Origin of the sequence: Planotetraspora kaengkrachanensis (genome assembly GCF_016862895.1) — a bacterium.
In the GTDB taxonomy this organism is placed as follows: domain Bacteria; phylum Actinomycetota; class Actinomycetes; order Streptosporangiales; family Streptosporangiaceae; genus Planotetraspora; species Planotetraspora kaengkrachanensis.
In genome coordinates this window covers 84,926-108,612 of sequence record NZ_BONV01000004.1, presented here as the reverse complement: position 1 = coordinate 108,612, position 23,687 = coordinate 84,926, and the positions used below count along the sequence as shown (strand labels likewise).

General features: G+C 71.2%; 20 protein-coding genes. 4 read left to right on the top strand and 16 right to left on the bottom strand.

All coding sequences use genetic code 11. From position 1 onward, the window contains the following. Positions 1 to 98: 98 nt before the first annotated feature. Both Pka01_RS06915 and Pka01_RS06910 read left to right on the top strand, forming a co-directional pair. Complete coding sequence (locus Pka01_RS06915; protein ID WP_203881765.1) at positions 99 to 785, top strand: SDR family NAD(P)-dependent oxidoreductase; 687 nt, start codon at positions 99 to 101, stop codon at positions 783 to 785. Beyond that, positions 782 to 1,789, top strand: coding sequence for an S-adenosylmethionine:tRNA ribosyltransferase-isomerase (locus Pka01_RS06910; protein WP_203881764.1), 1,008 nt, complete (start codon positions 782 to 784; stop codon positions 1,787 to 1,789). Before Pka01_RS06915 ends, Pka01_RS06910 begins: the two co-directional genes overlap by 4 nt. Before the next feature lie 13 nt (positions 1,790 to 1,802). On the opposite strand, the gene Pka01_RS06905 is transcribed toward Pka01_RS06910, so the two are convergent. Both Pka01_RS06905 and Pka01_RS06900 read right to left on the bottom strand, forming a co-directional pair. Next, a complete protein-coding gene (locus Pka01_RS06905; RefSeq protein WP_203881763.1) occupies positions 1,803 to 2,705 on the bottom strand; it encodes a lysophospholipid acyltransferase family protein in 903 nt (300 codons plus the stop codon). Then, on the bottom strand, positions 2,702 to 3,418 hold the full coding sequence (locus tag Pka01_RS06900) for a GNAT family N-acetyltransferase (protein ID WP_239114795.1): 717 nt from the start codon (positions 3,416 to 3,418) through the stop codon (positions 2,702 to 2,704). The genes Pka01_RS06905 and Pka01_RS06900 overlap by 4 nt, the downstream gene beginning before the upstream one ends. A gap of 140 nt (positions 3,419 to 3,558) precedes the next feature. Between Pka01_RS06900 and serB the strand changes: the two genes are divergently transcribed. Continuing rightward, a complete protein-coding gene (gene serB, locus Pka01_RS06895) occupies positions 3,559 to 4,782 on the top strand; it encodes a phosphoserine phosphatase SerB (protein ID WP_203881761.1) in 1,224 nt (407 codons plus the stop codon). A 40-nt stretch (positions 4,783 to 4,822) separates the two neighbouring features. Here serB and Pka01_RS06890 read toward each other — a convergent pair whose 3' ends face one another. The 5 genes from Pka01_RS06890 to Pka01_RS06870 form a co-directional block, all read right to left on the bottom strand. Further along, positions 4,823 to 6,901, bottom strand: a complete 2,079-nt coding sequence (locus tag Pka01_RS06890; RefSeq protein WP_203881760.1) for an FUSC family protein — start codon at positions 6,899 to 6,901, stop codon at positions 4,823 to 4,825. A 90-nt stretch (positions 6,902 to 6,991) separates the two neighbouring features. Next, positions 6,992 to 7,447, bottom strand: a complete 456-nt coding sequence (locus Pka01_RS06885; RefSeq protein WP_239114794.1) for a SixA phosphatase family protein — start codon at positions 7,445 to 7,447, stop codon at positions 6,992 to 6,994. Positions 7,448 to 7,718: 271 nt separating this feature from the next. Continuing rightward, positions 7,719 to 10,052 carry a sodium-translocating pyrophosphatase gene (locus tag Pka01_RS06880; protein ID WP_203881759.1) on the bottom strand — a complete coding sequence of 778 codons (2,334 nt, stop codon included), beginning with the start codon at positions 10,050 to 10,052 and terminating at the stop codon, positions 7,719 to 7,721. Positions 10,053 to 10,853: 801 nt separating this feature from the next. Further along, positions 10,854 to 11,285: an ATP-binding protein gene (locus Pka01_RS06875; RefSeq protein ID WP_203881758.1), complete on the bottom strand. Its 432-nt coding sequence runs from the start codon at positions 11,283 to 11,285 to the stop codon at positions 10,854 to 10,856. Positions 11,286 to 11,301: 16 nt separating this feature from the next. After that, positions 11,302 to 11,652, bottom strand: a complete 351-nt coding sequence (locus Pka01_RS06870; RefSeq protein WP_203881757.1) for an STAS domain-containing protein — start codon at positions 11,650 to 11,652, stop codon at positions 11,302 to 11,304. A gap of 149 nt (positions 11,653 to 11,801) precedes the next feature. Between Pka01_RS06870 and Pka01_RS06865 the strand changes: the two genes are divergently transcribed. After that, positions 11,802 to 14,417, top strand: a complete 2,616-nt coding sequence (locus Pka01_RS06865) for a DEAD/DEAH box helicase (RefSeq protein WP_239114793.1) — start codon at positions 11,802 to 11,804, stop codon at positions 14,415 to 14,417. A gap of 110 nt (positions 14,418 to 14,527) precedes the next feature. On the opposite strand, the gene Pka01_RS06860 is transcribed toward Pka01_RS06865, so the two are convergent. The 9 genes from Pka01_RS06860 to Pka01_RS06820 form a co-directional block, all read right to left on the bottom strand. Next, positions 14,528 to 16,066 carry a hypothetical protein gene (locus Pka01_RS06860; RefSeq protein ID WP_203881755.1) on the bottom strand — a complete coding sequence of 513 codons (1,539 nt, stop codon included), beginning with the start codon at positions 16,064 to 16,066 and terminating at the stop codon, positions 14,528 to 14,530. Positions 16,067 to 16,268: 202 nt separating this feature from the next. After that, entirely contained in the window at positions 16,269 to 16,634 is a 366-nt protein-coding gene (locus Pka01_RS06855) for an Rv3654c family TadE-like protein (protein ID WP_203881754.1), read from the bottom strand. Next, positions 16,631 to 17,221 (bottom strand): TadE family type IV pilus minor pilin, encoded by a 591-nt coding sequence (locus tag Pka01_RS40640; RefSeq protein ID WP_239114792.1) that lies wholly within the window; start codon positions 17,219 to 17,221, stop codon positions 16,631 to 16,633. The genes Pka01_RS06855 and Pka01_RS40640 overlap by 4 nt, the downstream gene beginning before the upstream one ends. Before the next feature lie 45 nt (positions 17,222 to 17,266). Beyond that, positions 17,267 to 17,800, bottom strand: a complete 534-nt coding sequence (locus Pka01_RS41445) for a DUF4244 domain-containing protein (protein ID WP_308442209.1) — start codon at positions 17,798 to 17,800, stop codon at positions 17,267 to 17,269. Positions 17,801 to 18,199: 399 nt separating this feature from the next. Beyond that, positions 18,200 to 18,937, bottom strand: a complete 738-nt coding sequence (locus tag Pka01_RS06840; protein ID WP_239114791.1) for a type II secretion system F family protein — start codon at positions 18,935 to 18,937, stop codon at positions 18,200 to 18,202. Next, positions 18,934 to 19,695, bottom strand: a complete 762-nt coding sequence (locus tag Pka01_RS06835; protein WP_203881753.1) for a type II secretion system F family protein — start codon at positions 19,693 to 19,695, stop codon at positions 18,934 to 18,936. Before Pka01_RS06835 ends, Pka01_RS06840 begins: the two co-directional genes overlap by 4 nt. Continuing rightward, positions 19,683 to 20,849, bottom strand: coding sequence for a TadA family conjugal transfer-associated ATPase (locus tag Pka01_RS06830; protein ID WP_373318104.1), 1,167 nt, complete (start codon positions 20,847 to 20,849; stop codon positions 19,683 to 19,685). Before Pka01_RS06830 ends, Pka01_RS06835 begins: the two co-directional genes overlap by 13 nt. Continuing rightward, positions 20,846 to 21,880, bottom strand: coding sequence for a septum site-determining protein Ssd (ssd, locus tag Pka01_RS06825; protein WP_203881752.1), 1,035 nt, complete (start codon positions 21,878 to 21,880; stop codon positions 20,846 to 20,848). Before ssd ends, Pka01_RS06830 begins: the two co-directional genes overlap by 4 nt. An 866-nt stretch (positions 21,881 to 22,746) precedes the next feature. Next, positions 22,747 to 23,523, bottom strand: a complete 777-nt coding sequence (locus Pka01_RS06820) for a Fic family protein (protein ID WP_239114790.1) — start codon at positions 23,521 to 23,523, stop codon at positions 22,747 to 22,749. Positions 23,524 to 23,687: the final 164 nt, after the last annotated feature.

The window sequence follows — 23,687 nt, the reverse complement described above, 5'->3', positions numbered from 1 at the left end:
GCGGGAGGCCTCGGCCATCGGCCCTAGGCCCATCTGCCGACCCGGGGCCCGGTCCACGGCCCGATGTGCGGGCCGCGTCGCCTTTTTAGCGTGAGGCCATGAAGACAGCACTCATCACCGGGGCCTCCCGAGGACTGGGACTGGCCCTCGCCAAGGCCCTCGCGGACGACGGCTGGTCCCTGGTCCTCACCGCACGAGGCGAGGAGGACCTGTTCTCCGCGGCCTTCGACCTCGACGCCACGGCCATCGCCGGCGACGTCACCGATCCCGCGCACGTCGCCAGGCTGGCGGCCGCCGCACCGGAGCTGGACCTGCTGGTCAACAACGCCGGCGACCTCGGGCCCGTCCCCCTGCCTCCCCTGTCCTGCCTCCCGCTCGACGCGCTGCGCCGGCTCTTCGAGACCAACGTGATCGCGCCTCTCGCGCTCGTCCAGGCGACGCTGCCCACCCTGCGCAGAAGGAAGGGCGCGGTGCTCGGCATCACCTCGGACGCCGCCGTCGAGGCCTACGAGGGCTGGGGCGGCTACGGCACCACGAAGGCCGCCCTCGACCAGATGTCCCACGTTCTCGCCGCCGAGGAGCGGGATCTCGCGGTCTGGTGGGTCGATCCGGGCGAGATGAGCACCCGCATGCTCGCCGACGCGGTCGGCCCCGAGGAGGCCGCCTCGGCCGCGTCCCCGGCCTCCGTCGCGGCCGAACTGGCCCGGCTGGTCACGATCCGCCCGGAGAGCGGGCGCCTCACCAAGGAGGCGCTCGCCGCCGTCACGACAGGAGCACGCGAATGAACACCGGGAGCGTCGACTTCGCCCTTCCGCCCGTCCGCGAGGCTCACGAACCCCCGGAGGCACGCGGCCTCCGCAGAGACGGAGTGCGCCTGCTCGTCTCCCGCCGCGACACCGGGGAGATCACCCATCACACCTTCGCGGATCTGCCGGAAATCCTCGGCCCCGGCGACCTGCTCGTCGTCAACAACTCCGCGACCCTGGCCGCGGCCGTCCGGCTCGACCGGCTCGCTGTCCACTTCTCGGGTACCACGCCGTCCGGCGACTGGCTGGTCGAACTCCGGCGCCTTACGTCCACCTCCACCGCGCCCTACCTCGGCGGCGCTCCGGGAGAGTGGCTGCCCCTTCCCGGCGGCGCGACCCTGCGACTGATCGCACAGCAGACGCCCCGGCTGTGGCGGGCCCGTCTCGACCGAGACGTCCCCGCGTACCTGCGGGAGCACGGGGTGCCCATCCGCTACTCCTATGTCAGGCGGGACTGGCCGATCTCCGACTACCAGACGGTGTTCGCCGTGGAACCGGGCAGCGCGGAGATGCCGAGCGCCGGCCGCCCGTTCACGGCCGAACTCGTGGCGGGCCTCGTCTCCCGGGGCGTCGCCGTCGCCCCGATCACCCTCCACACGGGCGTGGCCTCCCCCGAGAAGGACGAACCGCCCTACGCGGAGTGGTTCTCCGTCTCCCGGCGGACGGCCGACCTGGTGCGCCTGACGAGGGAGACCGGTGGTCGGGTCATCGCCGTCGGGACCACCGTCGTACGCGCACTGGAGTCGGCCGCACTGGACGGCCCGGTCCAGGCGGCCGAGGGATGGACGTCACACGTCGTCACGCCGGCCGGAGGCGTCCGGGCGGTCGACGGCCTGATCACCGGGCTGCACGAGCCCCGGTCGAGCCACCTGATGATGTTGTCGGCGATCGCGGGCGAACCGCTGCTGTCCCGCTCCTACAGGGCCGCTCTGGACGAGGGCTACCTGTGGCACGAGTTCGGCGACGCGCACCTGATCGTCTGATCCCCCGGCGGAGCTACGCGGCCACCGCCTGCGGATGCGTCTCCACGACCCCGGCGCGGACCTGGGCCTCGGCGATCCTCGCGAGAGTCCGCCTCGCGCGGCGCGGATCGCCGCCGCGGGGCACCTGGACGCCGGGGAAGAACGTGACCTCCACGACCAGGCCCTTGATGGCGACGACCCGCATGATGGACGCGATCAGCGAGTCGTCGCCCACGTACGACGGCCCCGTCGACAGCTCCTCGCCCTGCCGGAACCGCAGCGCCATCGGGCGGACGGGCACGCCCGCGTCGATTGCCGCCTGGAACACGGCGGGCCTGAACGTGCCCATCTCGCGCCCGCACCACGTGGTGCCCTCGGGGAAGGCGACCACCGTGTCGCCCTCACGCAGGGCGACGGCGACGGCGTCGATCGCCTGAGGAAGGGCGGACAGGCGGTTCCTGTCGATGAACAGCGCACCGCCGCCCGTGGCCAGGGCCCCGATCACCGGCCATCCGGCGATCTCGCTCTTCGCCAGCAGCCTGCAGGGGGTGATGGCGGCGATCACGATCGGGTCGAGCCAGGAAATGTGGTTGCCGACGAGCAGCGTCCCGCCCTCCCCCTCGGGCACGGCGCGGGCCTCCAGGGAGCCCCCGACGAACGCGAACCCCCGCAGGGCCTCGATCTTGATGCCCAGCGCCCTGATCAGCATCCGCGACCACATCATGGTGAACCGCTTGCGCGTGGCCGTACTGCACATGCGGGCGACGAAGGCCAGCGGGATGCCGGAGACGACGATGACGAGGGCGCCCAGCACCCGTGCGGCCCGCCGCAGCGGCCCCGCCACCGCGCTGGGCTGGTCCATGCACTCGCTCGGCATGCAGGGGGAGACCGGGAACCACGGCGAGGTGGTCACCGGCAGATGGACGATGGTGCTCACAGCATGTCTCCCAGGAAGTGCCGCAGGTAGCGCATGTCGACGTCGGCCATCGACAGCAGGACGAGGAAGTCCGCGCTGCGGAAGTCCGGGTCGTGTGCGGGGGCCCCGCAGACCCAGGATCCGAGCCGCAGGTAGCCGCGCAGCAGGGCCGGCAGCACGAACCGGTCGGGCAGCGGCGCGCCGGTCTTCTTCCACGGGTTGCGAGGGGTGACGCGGTACTCCTCCGGGCCGAGCGGCACCTGGTCGAGCACCCCTCCGGCCACGGCTCCCCCGTCGTCGAGGGGGACCGAGCAGCAACCGGTCAGGTAGCCGTACCCGCCCTCCATCATGTAGCGGGCGATCCCGGCCCACATGAGGCCGACGACCGCGCCGGCGCGGTGGTCCGGGTGCACGCAGGTGCGGCCCACCTCGACGAGGTTGCCCCGGATGCCCGCCAGATTGGCCAGATCGAACTCGGCGTCCGAGTACAGCCGGTCCGACCGGCCCGGCGGCAGGAGACGGTAGGTTCCCACGACGGCGTCACCCTCGCGTACCAGCAGGTGGTCGCAGTACGCGTCGAATCCGTCGACGTCGAGCCCGCTCACCGGGGAATCGAGGACGGCGCCCATCTCCTGGGCGAACACCTCATACCGAAGTCGTTGGGCGGCTCTGACATCGGCGGCGCTCTCCGCGAGCCCGACAGTGTAACGACCGGTATCAATGGAGATCGTCATGGGCGCGTCCTTCCTCAAGGTCTCCGTGACCATGACGTCATGCCGAAATGACTGTGATCTCTCACACGTGCGGCAGTGAGGCGTCCGCATGGTGAACCTCGTGCACAGCCGGGAGGCATCGCCCAGTAACCTCAAACAACGTGAACCAGCGCACGCTCCTGATCACGCTGACCGGTCCGGATCGCCCCGGCGTCACCTCTCGGCTGTTCACCGTGCTGGCCGGGTTTCCCGTGACGGTCGCCGACGTGGAACAGGTCGTCATCCGCGGACGTCTGACGCTCGGCGTCCTGGTCGCCTACGCCGGGGGACCGAGCACGGGCACCGGCGGCACCATCGGCGGGCTGTGGACCGCCGTCGAGCAGGTCGCCGCCGACCTCGACATGGACCTGGAGATCGCGACCGGCACGGCCTCGCAGGAGAAGCGGCGGCGTGGCCGGCTGCACGTCACCGTGCTCGGCGCGCCCCTGCTGCCCGCCGCCATGGCCGGAATAGCCGGGCGGGTGGCGGCGAGCGGCGCCAACATCGACCGGATCGAGCGCCTGTCGAGCTACCCGGTCACCTGCATCGAGATGGCCGTCTCCGGCGCCGATCCGCAGGCCCTGCGCGCGGAGCTGTCCGCCGAGGCGGCGCTGCAGAAGGTCGACGTGGCCGTCCAGCGCAGCGGCCTCAACCGCCGCGCCAAAAGGCTCATCGTCATGGACGTCGACTCCACCCTGATCCAGGGCGAGGTCATCGAACTGCTCGCCCGGCACGCCGGGTGCCTGGACGAGGTCGCCCGGGTCACCGAGGAGGCCATGCGGGGAGAGCTCGACTTCGCCGAGTCGCTGGTCCGGCGCGTGGCCCTGCTCGAAGGGCTGTCCGAGCAGATCTTCGAGAAGGTCGTCAAGGAAGTGGTCCTCACGCCGGGCGCGCGCACGCTGGTCCGGACGCTCAAGCGCCTCGACTACCGCTTCGCCATCGTCAGCGGCGGCTTCACCCAGATCACCGACGCCCTGGTCGCCGACCTGGGCATCGACTACTCGGCAGCGAACACGCTCGAGGTCGTGGACGGCAGGCTCACCGGCCGGGTGATCGGCGAGATCGTCGACCGGCCCGGCAAGGCGCGAGCGCTGGAGCGCTTCGCCGCGCAGGCGGGCGTCCCCCTCAGCCAGACCGTGGCGATCGGCGACGGCGCCAACGATCTCGACATGCTCGCCGCCGCAGGCCTCGGCATCGCCTTCAACGCCAAGCCGGTCGTACGGCAGGCGGCCGACACCGCGCTCAACGTGCCCTATCTCGACTCGATCCTGTACCTTCTCGGGATCTCCCGTGACGAGGTGGAGGCCGCCGACGCCGAGGACGGCGTGGCCTCCCGCTGGGACTGAGCACCGGGACTGAGCGGCGCGCCACGCCCGTGACGGGTTCTCAGGCGGCCACGGCCGCCTCTGGTGTCACACGGGCGAACGCGGACGTGGCGGCGTCGCACAGGCGGACGGTGTCCGCCCCCAGCGACCGCAGGGCCTGGTCGGCCGCGGCCGTCCGGACGAGGGCTCGCCGCACTTCGGTACGCGTGTCACTCGGGTCGGCGTCCAGCTCCGTGAGGCGCCGCTCCGCGAGCCGCCCCACCGAAGCGGCCATCACCGCCAGCTCACAGTCCACGTCGCCCGTGAACTCGAACGGCTCGCCGGTCTGGACGGCCTGCGCCGCCGCATCAAGCCGCACCGCCACCGTCTCGAGCACATCGGGAACGTGGCCTGGATCCCCCGGCTCGTCTCGCAGCACCGAGGTGACGGACATCAGGTCGTCCCTGACCCGCTGGGCGACGTCGACGGCCTCCTCGACGGCGTGCGGCGCCGTCCCGCCGGGCTCGTGCGCGATGTAGTCCAGGGACCGGGCCACCGCGTCCGCGTCCAGCTCGGCCTGCCTGATCCTGGTCTCGGCCTTCTCCGAGGACGACTTGCCCCGGCTCACCGCAGCAAGCGTACGGGCGGCCGCGGCATGCCCCCTGAGCATCCTGACGACCCGGTGGGCCAGCCGTACGGTCTCCCCCCGCGGCCACAACAGGCGCGTACAGCCGACGGCGATCAGCCCGCCGAGGATGGTCAGCACGATGCGCGACTCCACGACCGCGGTGCCCCCCCGCAACTGGAAGTCGATGAGCAGCAACACGCACATGGTCATGAACGTCGACCAGTAGGCCTGGTGGACCGACGCCATCCCGAAGGCGAGCGCCGCGCACGCTCCGATCAGCGCGGACAGCCACCAGAGGCTCGGATGGAAGTGGAGGATCCCCACCGTGACGAGCCCGCCCGCCGTGCTGCCCCCGATGCGCGCCCACACCCGGGCACGCGTCTCGCCGTACGTCGGCTGGAGGGTCACGAGGACGGCGATGACCAGCCAGTGCGGGTGGGGCGGCTTGAACAGCACGATGATCGCGGAGGCGAACGCCGTGCCGAGCAGGGCGCGCAAGGCGTGCCTGACCCGGGGGTCGTCGAAGTCGAGCGACAGGCGGATCTCCGGAGGCGGTTTGGGCCGTGCCGTGAGGGCGGGAAGCACGTTGCGGGTGGCATGGAGCTCCCTGGCGGCCTCCTCCGCGGCCGTAAGGGACTTCCTGACGCGGTCGGCGCAGTGCCCGATCTGCCGCAGCAGGACCAGGACCAGCAGCTCCCGCTCCCCGTGCGGGCGATCCGCGCGCAGCTCGTTCACCCGGGCCTCATAGCCCGGAAGCGGGTCCTCGACGGCGAGCCCCTCCCCGATGAAGGAGCGCAGGCTCCGGGCGAGGGAACGCGTCAGATCCGCCGCCCCGACCGTCTCCACCGCCGCTGGGGCCCGGTCATGCACCGAGACGAACATGGCGTGTGCGGCCACCGTCTCGTAGAACACCCGCCGAAGCGCCGTGGTCACCTTCTCGGCCGGCTGTGACCGGCGTTGCCACCGATGCCGGGCATAGATGACCCGGGCCTCGGCGAGCGAGTCGCCGGCCTTGCGACGGCGATCGTCCCAATCACGGGGATCGAGCCCCGGATCCGCCGCGGCCTCCATCAGGTCGGCCAGCGCCTCGGCGGTCTGGGACAACGACACCGACAGCGGCCGCGCCCGCCGCCACGGCCAGGGAAGGGTGAGCAGCATCGCGGACAGCAGACCGCCGAGCACCTGAAGGCCCGTGTGCGGGAGAGGGTCGAGAGGCAGCGGGTTGGCCGCCGTGAGCAGCAGGGTGAGCGCGGCCGTGATGCCGATGCGCCGCACCAGCACGCCGAGGCCGGCGAGCGCCGAGGCGGTCGGCACGATCAGCCAGCCCTCGCCCGAGATGACGATTCCGAGGACGGTGCCCGCCCCGAGCGACGCCACCACGCCGAGCATGAACGTCCTGCTCACCCGGGCCGGGTCGAGAATGGCCCTGCTCGCCACCAGCCAAGCGCCCAGACCGACGGTGGCCCCGCCGATCGGATGCCCGGTGACGACGCCGACGACCAGGGGGATCACCAGGGAGACGGCCCCGGTCAACCCGAATCCGAGCGCGAGCCGGGTATCCGCGGGCCGCAGCGCTCGGACGGTGTTGACGAGCAGTAGGCGCAGATCGTCCTCCTGCCGGGATCAGGGATGGTGCGTGCGGACCAGACGGCCGGCCCCGGGCACGGCCTCCTCCCAGGGCGCCGGAAGCTCGATCACGGCGAAGGCTCCTGTCGGGAAGCGGTCGATATCGGTCCCGGTCAGGCTCAGCACGAGCTCGTGGACTCCGGGGTTGTGACCCACGAGCACCAGGGTGTCCACCTCGGGATCCGTACGGCGGAGCACCTCGAGCAGGTCGTCGGGGTAGGCCTCGTAGATGCTCCCCTCGAAGTCGATGGGGGCGTCCAGGCCGAGCAGTTCGGCCGTCCGGCGCGTGCGGACGGCCGGAGAGGAGACGACGAGACCCGGTTCGAGGGGCCTGATCAGATCGCCCGCCTCCCGGGCGTTGCGCTCCCCCCGCGCCGTGAGCCCGCGCTCCCGGTCGGCCAGACCGGCGACATGCACGGCCTTGGCGTGTCTCACCACGATGAGCGTCTTCACCGGACCGCCTTCTGCGACGCGTTCGTCAAGATCGTTCGTAACTGATCAGGCTTGGGCGGGTGGCGCCGGCGTGGCGGCGGCACCCGCGGGCGTCATCCCGCCGCCCATACGGCGAGGCCGACGATCACCGCGAACATCGCCAGCATGCCCAGCAGGATCATCGCCAGACCCCGGCCTCCGGAGGGTTCGTCCATAACAGCCCAGTGTATGGAGAGAGGGTCCCCCATGGTCATGGGGGACCCTCTCGGCACGGTTCCGGATATCGGACGACTCAGCTTCCGACGGGCTGCGGAGCCTGCTTCTCGTGGTCGTTGTCGTCCGCGGCGGGGGCGGCGACGGCCCTCCGCTTCGAAACGACGACCGCGCCCACGACGACCGCGACGGCGACCACGGTCGCGCCGATGCGGACCGCTGCGTTGTCGGCGTAGGTGACGACGGCCGGAGCGATCAGCAGCGCGACCAGGTTCATCACCTTGATCAGCGGGTTGATCGCCGGGCCGGCGGTGTCCTTGAACGGGTCGCCGACCGTGTCACCGATGATCGTCGCCTCGTGGGAGGGCGAACCCTTGCCTCCGTGGTGACCATCCTCGACCAGCTTCTTGGCGTTGTCCCAGGCGCCGCCGGAGTTGGCCAGGAACACCGCCATCAGCGTGCCGGCCGCGATCGCGCCCGCGAGATAGGCGCCGAGCGGCGCGTACCCGAGGGCGAAGCCGACGGCGATCGGGGTGAGGACGGCGAGCAGACCGGGCGTGGCCAGCTCACGCAGCGAGTCACGGGTGCAGATGTCGACCACGCGGCCGTATTCGGGCAGCTCCGTACCGTCCATGATCCCCGGCTTGGTGCGGAACTGCTCGCGGACCTCGTAGACGACCCGCCCGGCCGCCCGTCCGACGGCGCTGATGGCCAGGCCGGAGAACAGGAAGACCACCGCCGCGCCGACGATCAGGCCGACGAGGACGTTGGGCGAGTCCACCGACAGGTTGAAGTTCGCGAACGGGCCCAGCGCCTCCTTGACGCCCTGGGTCGCCCGGGCCAGTTCCCCTTCGACCGCCGTACGGAACGAGCCGAACAACGCGGTCGCGGCGAGCACGGCCGTCGCGATCGCGATGCCCTTGGTGATGGCCTTGGTGGTGTTGCCGACCGCGTCGAGGGAGGTGAGCACCCGGGCGCCCTCGCCCTCCACGTCGCCGGACATCTCGGCGATGCCCTGCGCGTTGTCGGAGACCGGCCCGAAGGTGTCCATGGACACGATGACGCCGACTGTGGTCAGCAGGCCGGTGCCCGCGAGGGCGACGGCGAACAGGGCCACGGTCACGTTGCCGAAGCCGAGCAGGAACGCCCCGTAGACGGCGGCGCCGATCAGCAGCGCCGAGTAGACCGCGGACTCCAGGCCGACGGAGATGCCGGACAGGATCACGGTGGCCGGGCCGGTGCGGGAGCTCTCGCCGATCTCCCGCACGGGACGGCGGTTGGTCTCGGTGAAGTAGCCCGTGAGGATCTGGATCGCGCTGGCCAGCACGAGACCGATCAGCACCGCGCCGATGGCGATCAGGCGCGGGTCGGAACTGAGCCCGGCGATGGCGGGGCTGACCCCGCTCAGCTCGGAGAAGCTCGAGGGCAGGTACACGAAGGCCGCGACCGCCACGAGGACGGCCGAGATCCCCGCCGAGATGAAGAAGCCGCGGTTGATCGCCGCCATGCCGGACCGGTCGCCGCTGCGGGGCGCGGTCGTGAAGATTCCGATGATGGCGGTGATGACACCGATCATCGGAACGATCAGCGGGAAGACCAGGCCTTCTGTGCCGAAGGCCGCCTTGCCGAGGATCAGGCTCGCCACGAGCATGACGGCGTACGACTCGAACAGGTCGGCCGCCATGCCGGCGCAGTCGCCGACGTTGTCGCCCACGTTGTCGGCGATCGTGGCCGCGTTGCGCGGGTCGTCCTCGGGGATGCCCTGCTCCACCTTGCCGACGAGGTCGGCGCCGACGTCGGCCGCCTTGGTGAAGATGCCGCCGCCGACACGCATGAACATCGCGAGTAGCGCGGCGCCGAAGCCGAAGCCCTCGAGCACGCTCGGAGCGTCGCTCTTGTAGACGATCACGACGATCGCCGCGCCGAGCAGGCCGAGGCCGACGGTGAACATGCCGGCCACGCCACCGGTGCGGAACGCGATCCGCATCGCGAGCTTCTCGCCCGACTCGCGGGCGGCGGCCGCCACGCGCACGTTTCCGCGCACGGCGAGCCACATGCCGATGAATCCGGTCAGCGCGGAGAAGACCGCGCCGATCACGAAGAAGACCGACCGGCCGATGGCCACGCTGGTCGAATCCGCGGGCAACAGGAACAGCAGGAACGGAATGATGATGACGAATACGGCGAGCGTCCGGAACTGCCGGGTGAGATATGCGGCGGCACCCTGCTGTACGGCATGCGCGATGTTCTGCATGCGTTCGGTGCCCTGACCAGCGGCGAGTACCTCTCGCACCAGTCCGCCGGCGACGGCGAGGGCCAGCAGGGCCACAGCCGCCACTACGACGACGAGCGTGAGATGGGAACCGCTAAGTGCCACCGCTGTGCTTTCGCCAGCGGCTAGATAGGCAGACATCCGTCCTCCTCGGCCAGACGGGTTTGGATTCTGCCCGGAGGGCGCTGCTGACGGTGTACCTGCCGGTGCGACGCACTTCCGGGTTATTGGCAAGTGCCGCTTCCGGTTGCATCCGCAATACCTTGGCCGGTGCCGGGAGTCTACGCAGCGACGCCACGGATATGAAGGCCTCTCGCCTCGGTAATTAGGACCACGTCCAGTAATGGAGCAAGCTTTGCCCCGGCCGGTGGTCCTTTTGACCAGGTAAGTCAGGATGTCGGCCTCGCGCGTCACTCCTGTTACGGCAGGCCTTAAATGCGAGATTTCAGCTATCCATAATGGGCTCAAACATCGATGTCCGCCACACCGTCACCAGTAGTGACCGATTCTCCAATTACGGACAGACTCTTTTCGGCCGGGTCCGTAGCCCTTGTTGCGGGCGCTCGAAAGGATCAGGCGCTCCGCGCTGGATCAGGGGCTGCTCGCAGCAGGCAGAGGCGCTCCTCGGCGCCGCCGACAGGGACCTGCGGGGACGACCGGGAGTGCCTGGCGGCCGCTCTCGCCGTGGCGCCCCTGGGCGGCCTGCCCTCGCCGTGCGGGAGTGCCTGGCGGCCGCCCACGCCCTGTGCGGGGTCCCACCGGGCGCACTCGGCCGAGGCATCACGGCGGCAATCGGCCGGTGCCGGTGTGGTCACGCAGCGTGGTGCCCTCAGGGGAAGGACATCTCGACAGGGGTCGATCGGGGAAGGCGCCAGAGGTCCAGCCGGCGAAGGCGTGGGGAAGACCGTCCCCGCATCCGGGGGCGGAGCACCTGCCGACCGGTCAGATCGCCGCGAGTCCGTTGGCCGAGGCGGGCCAGCTCATCCTGATCTGCATGCCCTTGGGGCCGGGCAGCACTTCGACGTCGTCCGCCAGGCCTGCGATGACCGCGACACCCAGGTCCGCCATGTCGTCGGGCTCGGAACCGCCGTCGGCATCCAGGACGTACGGCTTCGGCTCCTCGCTCGGAGCGGCGTCGCTGACGGTCACCTCGAACCTGCCCGCGTCGTCGCGTAACTCGATGCGGACAGGCTCACCCGGGCAGTGGAGGCGATGGGCCTCCACCGCCCGCGAGCACGCCTCTCCGACGGCGAGACGGACCTCGTCCAAGATCGCCTCAGCCACCCCGGTGCGCCGTGCGATGGCCGTCGCGACCAGCCGCGCCGTACGCACGTGCGCCGGCAGGGCGCTGAACGTCAATTCGACGGTGGCCATGTTGGCTCCTCGGCCGTCACTTGTCCCGGCCGTGGGCTTCCTTGGCCTCTTCCACCGAGGCGTAGATGCCGAAGACCTTCGTGAGACCGGTGATCCGGAAGATCTTCAGAATGCGCTCCTGCGTGCAGACGAGTTCGAGTGACCCGTCGTGCGCCCGGACCCGCTTGAGCCCGCCGACCAGCACACCAAGGCCGGTCGAGTCGAGGAAGTCCACCTTCTCCATGTTGACGAGCAGGTGGAAGTTGCCCTTGTTGACCAGGTCGATCAGCAGCTCACGCAGTCTGGGCGCGGTGTAGACATCGATCTCACCCTCGACGTCGACGATGGTGAGACTGTCTTCGGAATGGTGGTCCAACTTCAGATCCACAGATCCTCCAGCGCCGTACTTGCGTAGGTCTTCGATGCGAGTCGTGCATCCTGGTAGCCCCAGGACCACTGACCCTGACGCGCGGCATTCAACCACGCTCCGACTCCGTGTCTATACGAAATCACGACTCCGGGCGACTCTCCCCGCAGATGGCAAACTGGAAACCAGTGACTCCGATTACTTCTCCCTCGGAACGATCAGGCGGTCTTCTCGACCGCCTGCTCGCCGTTCCCGCACGCCAGCGGCGTGTCACCCATGTGGAGCATGTTCCAGCACGTCAGGCAGGTCAAGCCCGTTGGCCGGATTGGGCTCCTGAACTGCTGATTACGCGCTTGGAGAACCAGGGCCTCTCCGGCCTCTGGGAGCATCAGCTCGAGGCCGCCGAACATGTTCACCGTGGCCGAAACGTGATCATCGCCACAGGGACCGCCTCGGGAAAATCCCTGGCCTACCTGGTTCCGGCGGTCACGGAGATCTTCTCCGGCGGCACGGTGCTCTACCTGACCCCGACCAAGGCCCTGGCGGCCGACCAGCTCAGGACCGTCAGAGGGTTGCGGCTGGCCCAGGTCCGCCCGGCCACCTTCGACGGCGACACCCCCGCCGAGGAGCGGCAGTGGGTTCGCCAGCATGCCAACTATGTCCTGACAAATCCCGATATGTTGCACCGGTCGATCCTGCCCCGGCACGCGTCGTGGTCGTCTTTCTGGCGACGCCTGCGGCTGGTCGTGGTGGACGAGTGCCACGGCTACCGGGGCGTCTTCGGCTCACATGTCGCCCAGATCCTGCGCCGGCTGCGCCGCGTGTCCGCCAAATACGGCTCTCGGCCCGTTTTCCTGCTGGCCTCGGCGACCGCGAGCGAGCCCGCCCTCGCGGGAATGCGCCTGACGGGCCTTGAAATGGCCGAGGTGACGACGGACGCCTCCCCTCGGGGTTCGACCACCTTCGCGTTGTGGGAGCCCCCTCTGACCGATCTGCGGGGCGAGGGCGGCGCACCCGTCCGGCGTACGGCGACCGCCGAGGCGGCCGACCTCCTGTCGGATCTCGTGATCGAGGACGTGCGGACTCTGGCGTTCGTACGGTCGAGACGCGCCGCCGAGACGGTCGCTCTCACCGCGAGGCGCAACCTGGAGGAGATGGAGGCCGCCGACGGGCTCGCCCTGCCGTGGGCGGCCGAGCTGTCGGAATCGGCCCCGCCCCACGATCCGCGCGCGGACGCCGCGCCCCTCCCGGATCTGGCAGGACGACGGACGGAGGCGTTCGAGGAGCCCGCCCTCGCGCTCGGCACGGAACTCGAGGAGCCCGCCCTGGCTCCCGGCGGTGAACTCAAGGAGCACGCGCCGGGCGGCGGCCCCCTCGGCGGGGAGCCGCTCACGGGCCGAGGCGGGCGTGAGCAGGACGCCGGCCCGCTCGGTGAAGCGCCGGCGGGCCGGTTGGCCGATCGGGTCGCGGCCTACCGCGCGGGCTACCTGGCCGACGACCGGCGCGTGCTGGAGAAGGCACTGCGTTCGGGAGCCCTCGTCGGTCTGGCGACGACCAACGCGCTCGAACTCGGTGTGGACGTCTCCGGCCTCGACGCCGTCCTCATCGCCGGATGGCCGGGCACCCGCGCCTCCCTCTGGCAACAGGCGGGCCGGGCCGGGCGCGCCGGCCAGGACGCCCTCGCCGTGCTGATCGCGCGCGACGACCCGCTGGACACCTATCTGGTCCACCATCCGGAGGCGCTGTTCGGCCGTCCGGTGGAGGCCATCGTGCTCGATCCGGACAATCCATACGTGCTCGCGCCTCATCTCTGCGCCGCCGCGGCCGAGATCCCGATCACCGACGACGACCTCGAGGTCTTCGGCCCTGCCGCCCGGGACGCGCTCGATGATCTCGTGGCCCGCGGGCTGCTGCGCCGCCGCACGACCGGATGGTTCTGGACGAGCCGGAGCCGGGCCGCCGATCTCGCCGACATCAGAGGATCCGGCGGTAGCCCGATCCAGGTGGTCGAGTCCGGGACCGGGCGGCTGCTCGGCACGGTCGACGAGTCGTCGGCGCACACCACGGTGCATACCGGGGCGGTCTACCTGCACCAGGGCGAGACCTTCGTGGTCGAGGAACTGGAACTCGACGCGGGCGTCGCCCTGGTGTCCGCGGCCGAGCCCGACTATTCGACCTTCGCCAGGGACGTGACGGACATCCGCGTGATGGAGTCGCTGCGTTCGCAGTCATTCGGCCCCGGGGAGCTGCATTTCGGGTCCGTCGAGGTCACCCGCCAGGTGGTCTCCTATCTCAAGCGGCGACACCAGACCGGCGAGATGCTCGGCGAGGAGCCCCTCGACCTGCCGCCCCGGACACTGCGCACGCGCGCGGTCTGGTGGACTCTGCCTTCCTCCGTCCTCACGCCTCTCGTGTCGGACCCGGACGGCAAGCCGATCGATCTGGGCGGGGCGGCCCACGCGGCCGAGCACGCCTCGATCGGCCTGCTCCCGTTGTTCGCCACCTGCGATCGGTGGGACATCGGCGGGGTCTCGACCGAACTCCACCCCGACACGGGGCTGCTCACCGTCTTCGTCTACGACGGGCATGAGGGCGGCGCGGGGTTCGCCGAGCGCGGATACGCCAAGGCGGCCGACTGGCTCTCGGCGACCCGTGAGGCGATCTCCTCCTGCGAGTGCGAGAGAGGCTGCCCGTCCTGCATTCAGTCGCCCAAGTGCGGAAACGGCAACGAGCCTCTCGACAAGGCCGGCGCCCTCCGCCTCCTCGGCGTGCTACTGGGCTCCTGATCGGCGCGTCTCACTCCCGCGCTCAGAAGTCTGTGCCCGCTCGCGCACAGGCTCGAGTTCCAGGCTCGAGTTCCAGGCTCGGGGTCCGGGCCAGGCTCACGGTCGCCTGCTCACGGTTCCCGGCGGCGCCGCCCGGTGTAGGGATCGTCGTCGTCACCGATCCATTCGCCCTCTGCCGGCCGGTCGAACCTGCCCTGTTCGCCCTCGCGTGCCGGAACCCGCTCGAGAGGGCCGGTCCGGTCGGCGTCCACAGATTCGGCGGAGGCCATGAGCACGGTCGGCGGCCTGCGGTCCCCGCTAGCGGCGAGCACGATGGAGGGACGCCTCGCGATCGTGGCGGCGGTGCCCCTGACCAGTCCCCATGTGGCCGTCGCGGAGTTCCCTGACGCCGTCGGCGCGAGACCCGGGAGCCTGCGGACCGCGGTCGGCGCCAGGGCCGGCACACCGGTTCCACCCCCGGCGGCACCCGCGGTGACTGCGCGCAGCCCGCCCTTCCAGACTCGCCCGCCCGCCCCCTCGGTCCGAGGGACGCTCCCACCGGCGCCGACCGGTAGCGCCGCCAGAGCACCGGCGCCGGCGAATGCCCCCTTGTGGCGCTTCAACCGGCCGCGCACGTGAGCGCCCACGAGCAGCAGCACACCGACAAGCGCGAGCAGGATGCCGATGCCGGGACCGCTGAGCAGTGAGCTGGACGGCTCCAGCATCGGTTCGCTCGCCGTGGAAGCGGGAGGCGCGACCTCGGGTGGGCTCGCGTCGTCTGCATCGGGCAGCGTGAGACCCGTCTTCGAGGTGCTCCCGGTGAGTCGCTGGAGGGACTGCGACCCGGTCGCGTTCGTCGAACCCTGCGCAGAGCCGGGAGACGCCGTGGAAGGCGAGGTCCCCGGCAAGGTCCCCGGGGATGTCGCCGGGGATGTCGCCGGGGATGTCGCCGGGGATGTCGCCGGGGATGTCGCGGTCGGCGCCGACGGCGGCGCGGCCGGCATGGTCACGTAGGAGACCGCGGATCCGCCCGAGCCGACGGTGCCACCCTGGCCGTCGGCACGCACCGCCTGGACGGAGAACCCGACTCGACTGCCGGCCGTCCCCGCAGGAACCGCGAGGGTGGCGTGGCACGGCGAACTCGAGCATGCCGTCCCCACCGGGATGGTCTGCGACCTCCCCGTCGCCGTGTCGGAGACCACGTAGGAGCGCAGGTCGGGTTCGGAACCCTCGGCCCACGTGACGGCCACGTTCGACGGGCCCGTGAGCTCGGCGTCGACGGCCGAGGGCGCGGCCGGGGGCCGGCTGAGGGTGAAGGTGGCCGTCTTGTAGGTCTTCTTCGTGATCTCTCCGCGGAGGGACACCGTGAAGACGCCGTTGGGGGCGGACCCGGGATCGAACGAGCCCTTGATCGTCTGGTTGAGACCGCCTTGGGCGACCCTCTTGCGGGATACGGACGGCCCTTCGACATAGAGGCCCATGCTCAGCTGCAGGAGGCCGGTCTGAGCCGAGATCGTCACCGGATCCGTGGTCTTGATGACCGCTCCCGGCGATGGCGAGGTGATGCCGCTGGGAGCCGCACTCGCCGAAGCGGCGCCGGCCAGCACCACGGACATCGTCGCGAGCGGCACGACCCCCGCCGCCACGGCCAGGCTGCGAAGCGCGATCACGGCCCATCCCTCCGTCAAGAACGGCCAGGATCCCGATCCCGAGGAATCTTCAGAATGACCGGGAGTAGTGGAAACCATAGCCAGTCGTCCACTTCTTGGACTCCGCGTCCAAGAAGTCGTGATTCTATTGCGACGAATACTCACGGTCACGTGGCGTTGTAAACCACTACGAAGCCGGACATAGGACAGAGCCATCGGCCACTCACAGTCTCGGACCGACCGGCCCGGCCTTCGCCACCGCGACAGCCGTACGAGTACCGAAAAGGGGAAGCGCGAAACGCACGGAGACCGAGACCGTGGCGATTCCCCCCGAGATCGAGCACCGATGCGCCCGCGCCCCGTTGGCGGTCGCCACGGTCCGCGCCCGCGCACAGGCCTCCCCCTGCGCGAATGTCGCCTGGGCCGCCGCCGCCAGCGCGCTGAGGTCGGCCGCGCTCTGAGCACGTAGCCCGGCCACCCGGGCGACACCGACGTCCACGACGGCCATGGTCGTGAGCCAGACCACGGCCACAACCGCGACCATCCACACCGTCGCCGACCCCTGGTCCCGCCGTCCACGGCGCCTCATGGCTCCACGCCCGGCTCGAGTGCGGACACGGCCGACGCGCTCACGTCGACGCCGGGCGACACCGGGCCCCATCCGGGCTCGACCCGGACGGTTACCTGGACACGGGCCACCTCCGCGTCGGAGGAGACGTCGACCCTCGCGTTCGCGGGAGCCGAGCGCGCGACGGCCTCACGGACCGCATCGGCAGGCTCGCCCCGTGCGGCGGCCCGGGCACCCGCCCGGGCCGCGTCCACGCATTGGAACTGCGCACCGACGACGGCGATTGCCCAGAGGGCTGCGGCAAGCACGACCACCAGCGCAGGAAGCGCGACGGCCGTCTCCGCCGTCACCGAGCCCCGCTCCCGCATCGAACGGCCCACGCCCGCCGTACGCCCATGGCCCGCAACAGTCGTCGCGGCCTGTGCGCCGGGCGGAGCACCCGTTGCTCTCGCACCCGTCCCGGCGAGAACACCGCCCGGCGCTCGCGTAACTGCCGCACCCGTATAGGCGAAGGCGCTCGCGGGACTTCCCGAGCCTGCCGAGACCTGTTCGGCGAAGGTGCCCCTCCCGGGAACGCCCACCATCCGGGACGCCACGATGTTCGGCACTCTCAACTCCTCCTCCGGACTTCCTGCGACTCGTCAGGCCCCCGCTCAGCCGGCCAGTTTGAGTGCCTTCTGAATCAGAGCGGAGAGCATCGACCTGACCTCCGCACTGGTCACGATCTTGAACAGCAGCGCGGCGAACCCGCAGGCGGCGATCGTCCCCACGGCGTACTCCGCCGTCGACATGCCGGCTTCGGCTCTCGCACGGGCACTCATGAGTGGCCCTCCCGCGAACCGCGAACGGGCGACCGGACCGGCGGCGGGCCGGACGGCGACGTCGGCGTCGGCGTCGGCGTCAGCGCTGGGATGGCACTCGGCACGTGCGTCGGCACGGGCCTCGGAATGGGCCTCGGAATGGGCCTCGGAATGGGCCTCCGGATGAGCCTCGGCACGGGCGTCGGCCGGCGCGCCCGCCTGTGCCCTCGCCCGGTCTGTGGCCCTACCCCCGGCGCAGGCGGTGAGCGTCCACTGGACTCCCACCCACCTAATCGCCGCCTGGACGGCGCCGACCGTTCTCGGGGCTCCGGATGTCCGTGCCCTGACGACCGGACGGCCGACCGCACGTCCGAACGGTTCGGCCATGGCGGCGAGCCTCCACCGCACCCGTGAGAGGGACGGGAAGGCCCTCCCCTCGCCTTCCTCAAGGTGCGTCGGCTCCACGCGGGGGGATGTGGGCTCCGCTCTCCGGCTGACCATCGGACCTCCTGACACCGTGGGGCGGACCGCCCGCCCGCGACCGGAGCCACGTTGCTGGATTTCGCGTCGCCTGCTTCTCGTCGAATCGGCATCTGTGGATGAGCGACTTTCCGGGCGGCACCTGTGGATTGCAGAAGGCCAAGGTGAATGGGCATTTCCCGCTCTCGGCCACATTCGTTGTCCACAGGTGTGGACAGCGGTGTCCACAGAGGCCGTTCTCGGGAGTCAGCGGTACCGAAGGCCGCGGCTCTGCCGCCCCCGGGCCACGGCCTGCCCTCAGCCGGATCACGGCAGGAGGATCTGCGTCGCCAGGCCGGCGACCACGGGCACGATCCCCAGGAGCACGAACGCGGGGAGGAAGCACAGACCCAACGGAGCGACCGCCTGGACTCCGGCCTTGCGAGCGACCGCCGCCGAGGCCGCCCGAGCGGCGTCGCGCGCATCGTCGGCCAGCCTCGTGAGCGCGTCCGCGACGGGAGCCCCGTTCTGCGCGGCCCTGATCATCGTCCGGGCCAGCGCGCCCAGCGGCGGTTCGCCCGCGACGACCGCCCACACGTCCTCCGGATCGGCCCCGAGCCGCACCTGCGCCGCCACCCAGGCGAGCCGCTCGCCGAGAGGGCCGCCGAGGGCTCCGGCCGTGGTGTCGATCGCGCCGCTCAACGGCTGGCCAGCCCGCAGGCAGGCCGCCACGAGGTCAGCGGCGAAGGGCAGATCCGCGGCCATCCGCTCACGGCGCCGGCGGACGTCGGCCGGCTCGCGTCTGCCGACGATCACGAGCGCGCCCACGGCGACCAGCACGCCGGCGACCGCTCCTGGAACCCCGCCCACGAGCAGGAACACGACGAACCCCGCCGGCACGGAGACGACGAGTCCCGGCCTGCCGACGTCTCCTCCGGAGCCGTCGCCCCGGCTGGTGGCGCTCGGCGTACTCCGGATCGCGCGGAGCCGTTCTTCGGGGGACACGGGAGCCGGCCAGGCCAGCACCGCGAGTGCCGTGAGGACCATCGCGGCGAGCACGATCATGTCGCGCGACCGCCCGGCACCAGCTGCCGCTCTCGCGCTCGCACTCGCGAGGACCGTCCCTGCGCGCCCGCGACGAGGCGACCGGTCCACCAGACGCCTGTCGCATCGAGCGCGATGCCAAGAACCAGGCAGCCGAGCCCGGCCGGGCTGCCGAGGAGAAAGGACACGGGACTCATTCCGAGCCCGGCCGCCATGAGCAGGCCCAGCACGGGAAGGCCCGCCAGCATGCGGGCGGTCGCCCGTGGGCCCGCGAGTTGCGCGGCCACGTCCTGCCGATGTGACTCCACTGCGCGCAGCGACGTGGCCAAGTGCTCGACGAGCGCCATGAGGTCGCCGCCCACCGTCGCGCTCACCCGCCAGCAGGCGGCGAGCCGCAGGAGGCCTTCGCCGCCCCGGACGGATGCGGCACCGGCGAGAGCGGCGGAAACGTCTCCTCCGTCGCGAGCCGCTGCGGCGACGGGCAACAGGACGGCCGCGTCCGGCACCGTCACGGCGGAGACCGATCTCATCAGAGCCTCACCCGCCTGTTTCCCGGCGGCAAGCTCGGCGGCCAACGACTCGCACAGCTCGATGCACGCCGTCCGCCACACCGCCTCGTCGGCCATCGGACGCCGACGGTCGACCAGCGCCTTCCACGCACCACGAGCGGTCCTCGGTCCACGGACGCCGAGGACCGCGGTGAGCCTCGCCTCCGGCGCGCTCGGACCGGCGCCCACCCACGCGGCGAGCACGGCGGCCAGTACGGCTACGACGACCATGGGAGCTCCGGGCAACGGCGGCGCAGCGCGTCCAGAGACGGGCCGGGACGGACACGGCCGTCCGCCGCGAACGTGAGCGCGGGCACGGCGACCACCAGCCCGGAGTCCTGGCGTTCGAGCAGGCAGACCTCCGCCACCCGGCGACGGCCGCCACCAGGATCGCGGACGAGATGGACGACGATGTCGAGAGCGGCCGCGATCTGACTGTGCACGGCCTCACGGGACAACCCGGCCGCGCACGCGAGCGCCTCCAGCCGGGCGGGGACGTCCGTCGCCCTGTTGGCGTGGAGAGTCCCGCAACCACCCTCGTGGCCGGTGTTGAGCGCGGCCAGCAGATCGACGACCTCGCTCCCGCGCACCTCCCCCACGACGAGACGGTCGGGCCGCATGCGCAGGGCCTGCCGTACGAGATCGCGGAGGCCGACGCCCCCGGCGCCTTCGAGGTTGGGCGGCCGTGCCTCCAGCCGCACGACGTGTGGGTGGTGGGGCCTCAGCTCGGCGGAGTCCTCGACGAGGATCAGCCGCTCTCCCGGGTCGGCGAGGGAGAGCAGGCTCGACAGCAGTGTCGTCTTCCCCGTGCCGGTGCCGCCGGTGACGAGGAACGCCTGCCGTGCCGCCACGACCGCCCGCAGCACCGCCGCACCTGCTCCCGCGACCAGCTCCTCGATCGCGAAGACCCGGCGTGACGGCAGGCGAAGCGACAGGCAGGTGCCGTCGGGCGCGATGGGCGGCAACACCGCGTGCAGTCGCACCCCGCCTGCCAGGCGCGCGTCCACGTAGGGGGAGGCGTCGTCGAGCCGCCGGCCTGCGGCGGCCGCGAGCCGCTGGGCCAGCCGCCGGACCTCCTCGTCGCCGGGGAAGGCGACCGCCGTGCGGCGCAACCCGGAGCCGTCGTCGATCCACACCTCACGCGGCCCGTTGACCAGCACGTCTGTCACGCCCGGCTCGGACAGCAGGCCTTCGAGAGGGCCCGCGCCGATGAGCTCCGCCTTCAGGACGCGGGCGATCGCGAGGACCTCCGCGTCTCCCAGGACCGCACGCTCGGCCCGCAGGGCGGCGGCCACCTGGGCCGCGGTGGGCGGGACTCCCGCTCGCGACAGCCGTACCCTGACGGCCTCGGCCAGTTCCGCCGGCACGGCGTTCACCGTGGTCACGACGTGAGCTCTGACAGCAGATCGGAGCAGAACCGGCCGAGCGGAGTGCGGCCGAGCGGGGGCGGATCGCCCCGATCCAGCGTCTCGGCGAGGCCGCGCGTCTCGGGGACGAGCCCCGCACAGGACAGGCCCAGGGTCGTGGCGACGACCTCCGGCTCGATGCTCCCTTCGCGGATGACCATCCGGAGATCGCCGGTGTGACGACGCAGCAGCGCGAGCGTCTGGGCGGCGGCGAGGGTGCCCCTGACGTCCGCCCGGACCACCACCAGCGTGGCCGTCGCCCTGGACAGCGCCTCCGCCGCTCCCTCGCCCACCGCGCGCGGGAGGTCGACGACGACCAGGTCGCACCCGCGCCTGGCGGCGTCGAGCACGGCCCGCATCGCCTCCCGCGGGATGTCCGCCGGCTCGCCGCGATGCCAGGACAACACGGTGAGCTCGCCGAACGTCGGCAGCGCGTCCTGGAGCGCGGCGAAGCTGACCCGGCCCTCCCGTCCGACGACGTCAGGCCAGCGGGCTCCGGTCGCCTCCTCCTGGCCGAGGACGACGTCGATGCCACCGCCGAGGGGGTCGGCGTCGATGAGCAACGTCCTCGCGCCGGTCCGGGACGCCGTGAGGGCCAGCGAGGCCGACAGGACCGTGGCCCCCGCGCCACCTCTGCCGCCGGCGACGCACAGAACAGTGCCCGACCTGGTCACAGGGTCGGCGAGCTCGCCCAGCTCCTCCACGAGAAGCCGCTCCTCCTGAGGCAGTTCGAGCACGGCCTGCGCTCCCACGGCCACGCATCTGCGCCACATGTCCGGGTCGTTGTGCACCCGGGTCACGAGCAGGACGTTCTGCCGTGGCGGCGGCGCGACCGCGGCCAGGGCGTCGGCGAGGTCGCCTCCGACGACCACGAGCGGAGCCAGGGTCCAGTACGGCCGGGCGTGGCCTGCCGCATGGGCGACGTCCATCTCCACACCGGCGGCCGCGGCGAGACGCAGCAGATCGTCGAGAAGTTCCTGGTCGTCGGTGATGGCCAAGGGCCGGTGCATCGGTCTCTCCCTGTCGGTCGGGGAGACCACGATGCGCCGTCCCGTGCCCCTGTCCGACGTCCGAACGCGGCTCTGTGGACGGGCACCCGGCCTGTGGACGACGGGGGTATGCACAACATCGCCAGGCCGTACGGCACGCAGGCTTACGGCACGGGGAACCGTGAACGGAGGAGAAAGCAGGCGACCCCCGCTGGGGGGGAGAGCGGGGGTCGCCAACCGGTCCGGCTCTGGGGGGGTAGAGCCGGTTCCGTATTAGAAGAAAGTCGTTGGAAGGAGACCACCGCGTGGCAAGTCGCACATGCTAGGCCTCCTTCGGAAGAGACACACCGTATGCTGCCCGATCGATATGAGGTTCGTCGAGCATCCTCTCTAAACTGAATCAGTTTTTTTCACTGAGTCAGTCTCGACTGTGGACATCAGCGTCGGGTTCCGGTAGGGGCCACCGGTCACACCGAGTGAAATCGACGGCCCCGGCGAGCTCCAGCGGTGGAGACTCATCCTTACCGCCATAAGACCATACAAATACCTGTTTCCGGAAGACTGAGATCCTCGTAAAGGTCTTGGTCCCGGGGTTTTCAACCGAGGCAATCGGACGTAGAAAGGGCTTACGGGCCGTAGGGCCCGCGTACGGCCGCAGGGCACCCACGCGCGACCAGCCGCGGGAGGCGTGCCGAGACGGGCTTGACCCGGTCCGGCAAATTCGAGGTGCACGCTTGGTAACCCAGTGTGACGTACAGGCGACGGCGTTCCATCCCAGGGACGCCGTCCGCTTTGTCTCCGGATACTTTGCCTCCGGCCGATTTGTCCCCACCTGATTTCGCCACCCCCTCCCCGCATCCGGGCACCGATTCCCGGCCCTCGGAAGATCAGCGCGACAACGCTTCGCAGACGGCGGTGGTCTCGCGGGCTCCCAGAACCGTGGCTGCGGCGCAGTGCCGCACCCAGGTCCCCACACCGTCGGCGGTGCCCGTGAGATAGGCCCGAAGGCTCTCGCCGTACGCGTCCTCGAGGTCGGCGTGACCCACCTCGACGGCCACGAGCGACTTGGGGTCGAGCCCGTGCTCCACGAGCGTGAGCCGCGCCGCCGCCCGGGCGACCACGCCGTCCACCACTCCGAACGGCCGGAGCACGGCGAGTTCGGCGTGCACGATCGCGGACAGTACGAGGGCCGGCGCCTGCGGGGCCGCCGTGACCAGGTCCGCCAGCGCACTCATCCGCGCCGCGGTCTCCTCGGGGCCCGGTGCGGCGCCGAGCCCGAGCGGGTCGGCGGAGGTCGGCGCCGTCCTCGGCCGGCCGGGGTTCTCAGTCAGACCGGTCGCCGCGAGAGTGTGCAGCCGGGCGAGGACCTGGGGAGGGGCGGACCGCCAGGTCTTGCCGAGCCGTCCGAGCTCCGCGGAGGCCCGCAGCGCGCCCTGCACGACGGGGTCGGCGACCTCGCCCCGCCGGAGCGGCTCCAGTTCGGCCTCGACGCCTTCCAGCGCCGCGGAGGCCCGAGCGCCGCGTAGCGCGGACTCCGCGGACACCTCGGGGCTCCTCCGGCGGAGCAGCCGGTGTCCGTAGAGGCGGTCGACCGCCTCCCGAGCCTCCTGAACGGCCTGGGGCACGCCGGGCAACTCGGCGATGGCGGCCAATGGGTCCTTCACAGGGACCGACCCTACCGGCCAGTAGGGGGTCGTTCGGCGAGCCGGTTGGGCCGCTGAGCGCATGGAATGCTCTTATATCTCTCTAATCGACTGATTTATCAGCGATAGCGCTATTAACGAGGACAAGAGAGGGTCACACCGGGTAGCCGTAGGCTGCCTGTGGA

Coding starts and splice junctions, on each gene's coding strand:
- Pka01_RS06915 (WP_203881765.1), top strand. CDS start 99: ATGAAGACAGCACTCATCACCGGGGCCTCCCGAGGACTGGGACTGGCC.
- Pka01_RS06910 (WP_203881764.1), top strand. CDS start 782: ATGAACACCGGGAGCGTCGACTTCGCCCTTCCGCCCGTCCGCGAGGCT.
- Pka01_RS06900 (WP_239114795.1), bottom strand. CDS start 3,418: ATGACGATCTCCATTGATACCGGTCGTTACACTGTCGGGCTCGCGGAG.
- Pka01_RS06880 (WP_203881759.1), bottom strand. CDS start 10,052: ATGTCTGCCTATCTAGCCGCTGGCGAAAGCACAGCGGTGGCACTTAGC.
- Pka01_RS06875 (WP_203881758.1), bottom strand. CDS start 11,285: ATGGCCACCGTCGAATTGACGTTCAGCGCCCTGCCGGCGCACGTGCGT.
- Pka01_RS06865 (WP_239114793.1), top strand. CDS start 11,802: ATGGCAAACTGGAAACCAGTGACTCCGATTACTTCTCCCTCGGAACGA.
- Pka01_RS06855 (WP_203881754.1), bottom strand. CDS start 16,634: ATGAGGCGCCGTGGACGGCGGGACCAGGGGTCGGCGACGGTGTGGATG.
- Pka01_RS41445 (WP_308442209.1), bottom strand. CDS start 17,800: ATGGCCGAACCGTTCGGACGTGCGGTCGGCCGTCCGGTCGTCAGGGCA.
- Pka01_RS06840 (WP_239114791.1), bottom strand. CDS start 18,937: ATGATCGTGCTCGCCGCGATGGTCCTCACGGCACTCGCGGTGCTGGCC.
- Pka01_RS06835 (WP_203881753.1), bottom strand. CDS start 19,695: ATGGTCGTCGTAGCCGTACTGGCCGCCGTGCTCGCCGCGTGGGTGGGC.
- ssd (WP_203881752.1), bottom strand. CDS start 21,880: ATGCACCGGCCCTTGGCCATCACCGACGACCAGGAACTTCTCGACGAT.